Genomic DNA, 2,532 nt, shown 5'->3' with positions numbered 1-2,532 from the left:
GTGCGCCCATAAGGGGGCAAGGAAAAACGGTGATTGCAAGCTGTTAGGTCAACCCTAAAAGACCTAGTATCACTTGGCTAACCTTGGAGGGAAACTGAAAGGGGACAACAGCATGCCAAGAAAGCCGTAAGTTGGCTAAACATCAAGTCAAGACTGAGCGGCAAGATATAAAGTAGAGATAAGGATGAAGGCTAAACTGCTTGAATGATAGCACAAGGGAGGCCACCGTAACTAGTCTCGAAAGATGTTTATAAACGAGATTCAACAGATATCATAAAGATAGTGTGAGTCATCTTATATGAATAGGGTTATCTGTTGCCCACTTCTATATGGAAGAAAAGTGTGAACGTCACATCCGACACTATACGTGCAAATTCCTTGTTTACTAAATGGGGATTGTCTAAGTTAGAATGCCTGCGAGGCTATTGAGGATAACTTCAAGATGTAACAGTCAAGAAGTATGGCTCATGAATATCTAATATGACAACGGAGCCTTCGTAGTAGTCAGAGCTAGGGAAAGCCTAGTACAGGGCGAAGGAAGGCAGTCTGTTAGCTTATTACCAAATTGGGGAGGTGCGAAAGGCACTATGCAATGTCCAAAAATAGTACTAAGCAATCTGCGAACGAAGAGTCTTAATAAGGAATATCAATATACAAGACTTTATCGTAATTTATATAACCCAGATTTCTTTTTATTAGCATACGATAATCTAAGTAAAAATGATGGCGCATTAACGATAGGAGTAGACCAAAGGTCTATTGATGGTTTTTCTATGAAGGAAGTGGAAGACTTGATAAGTGTTTTAAAAAGTAAAAGCTATCAACCATATCCATCTAGAAGAACCTATATTGAAAGGAAAAATGGCAAGAAAAGGCCATTAGGAATTCCTAGCTTTTATGATAAATTAGTCCAAGAAGTTATACGTATGATACTAGAAGCAATATACGATTCAAGCTTTTCTAGTTCATCACATGGATACCGAAAAGGAAAGGGATGCCATAGTGCGTTATTAGAGATAAAGCGCACATTTACAGGTAGTAAATGGTTTATCGAAGGAGATATTAAAGGATTTTTCGACAATATTGAACATCATACTCTAGTTACAATTCTTAAAAGAAGAATAAAGGATGAGGCGTTTATAGAGTTGATCTGGAAATTCTTACGAGCTGGATATTTAGAAGAATGGAAATTTCATAATACCTATAGTGGAGCGCCTCAAGGTGGAATCATTAGTCCAATACTTTCTAATATTTATCTAAATGAATTAGATGCTTATATGAAAAAGTATCAGGATAGATTTGAATCAGGGAAAAAGCGACAAATAAATAAAGAGTATAGTAATTTACAGTATAAAGTGCGGAAGATTCAAGAGAAAATCGATACTGCCTATCTAAATGGAGAAGTAACACGAATTACGGAACTAAAAGAACAACACAAAGTTCTGAAAGGGAAATTGTTACAAACACCTTATAATAATCCAATGGATGAAAATTATAGAAGGCTCAAATATGTAAGATATGCGGATGACTTTCTTATTGGAGTAATAGGTTCTAAAGAGGATGCAATTCTTATTAAAAATGAGATAGCTTCATTTTTGAAAGAAGAGCTAAAACTAGAATTATCTATGGAAAAGACTCTGATAACAAATGCCTTCAAGAAACACGCTAAATTTCTAGGATTTGAAATTAAAGTGTTTAAAAGTGAAGCAACACGCATTAACAGTCTTGGGAGAGCTTCTAGGGTTCTTAACGGTAAAATTCAATTAAAAATGCCACATGAGGCATGGATAAAGAAACTTCAAAAGTATCAGGCCATTAAAATGTGTGCCAATGGCACTTGGAAACCTCAGCCAAGAGGATATTTCCAACACAATGAAGATTTAGAGATTATCACGCAATATAATAGCGAAATTCGAGGGTTATACAATTACTATCGACTAGCTGAAAATGTGAGCAATCACATGCACCGCTTTGCATATTTCATGTATTATTCAATGTTGAAAACTTTTGCGTCAAAATACAGAACACGTACGAAACAAATTCGAAAGAAATACGAAAAGTACGGACAATTTACTGTACAGTATGAGACAAAGAAAGGAATGAATAAAGTTCATTTCATTGAAAGAAAGTTTCCAATGACAAGAAATTTATCACTAGAAGGAACAGACATTTTACCAAATACTCGGCATGTAATGAGTACGACTAAATTGTCAGATAGAATCAAGGCGGAAACATGTGAACTATGCAGAGCTAGCAATGTTGTGATACATATGCATCACATTAAGAGATTAAAGAATCTACGAGCAAAGTCAAATAAATCATATCTTGAACAACAAATGATAGCGAGAAATCGAAAGACTATCGCACTCTGTAAAGAGTGTCATATGAAAAGACACAAGGGCGAGATATAAAATGCAGAAGACAGATGGAGAGCCGGATACATTGAGAGATGTAAGTCCGGTTCGGAGAGGAACATTTGGAAACCTATCACAGGAATGTAATAAGGCGCTGGATGTTTACTCTACACATATG

1 protein-coding gene is annotated in these 2,532 nt (G+C 35.9%); it reads left to right on the top strand.

Annotated features, from left to right (window positions below):
• Positions 1 to 587 precede the first annotated feature (587 nt).
• A complete protein-coding gene (locus ACTFO4_RS30295) occupies positions 588 to 2,411 on the top strand; it encodes a reverse transcriptase domain-containing protein (RefSeq protein ID WP_440014676.1) in 1,824 nt (607 codons plus the stop codon).
• Positions 2,412 to 2,532: the final 121 nt, after the last annotated feature.

The organism is Bacillus cereus group sp. MYBKT14-1, from assembly GCF_051915185.1.
In the GTDB taxonomy this organism is placed as follows: domain Bacteria; phylum Bacillota; class Bacilli; order Bacillales; family Bacillaceae_G; genus Bacillus_A; species Bacillus_A cereus.
Note: the sequence above shows the minus strand (reverse complement) of the source record. Positions and strands in the feature narration are given on the sequence as shown.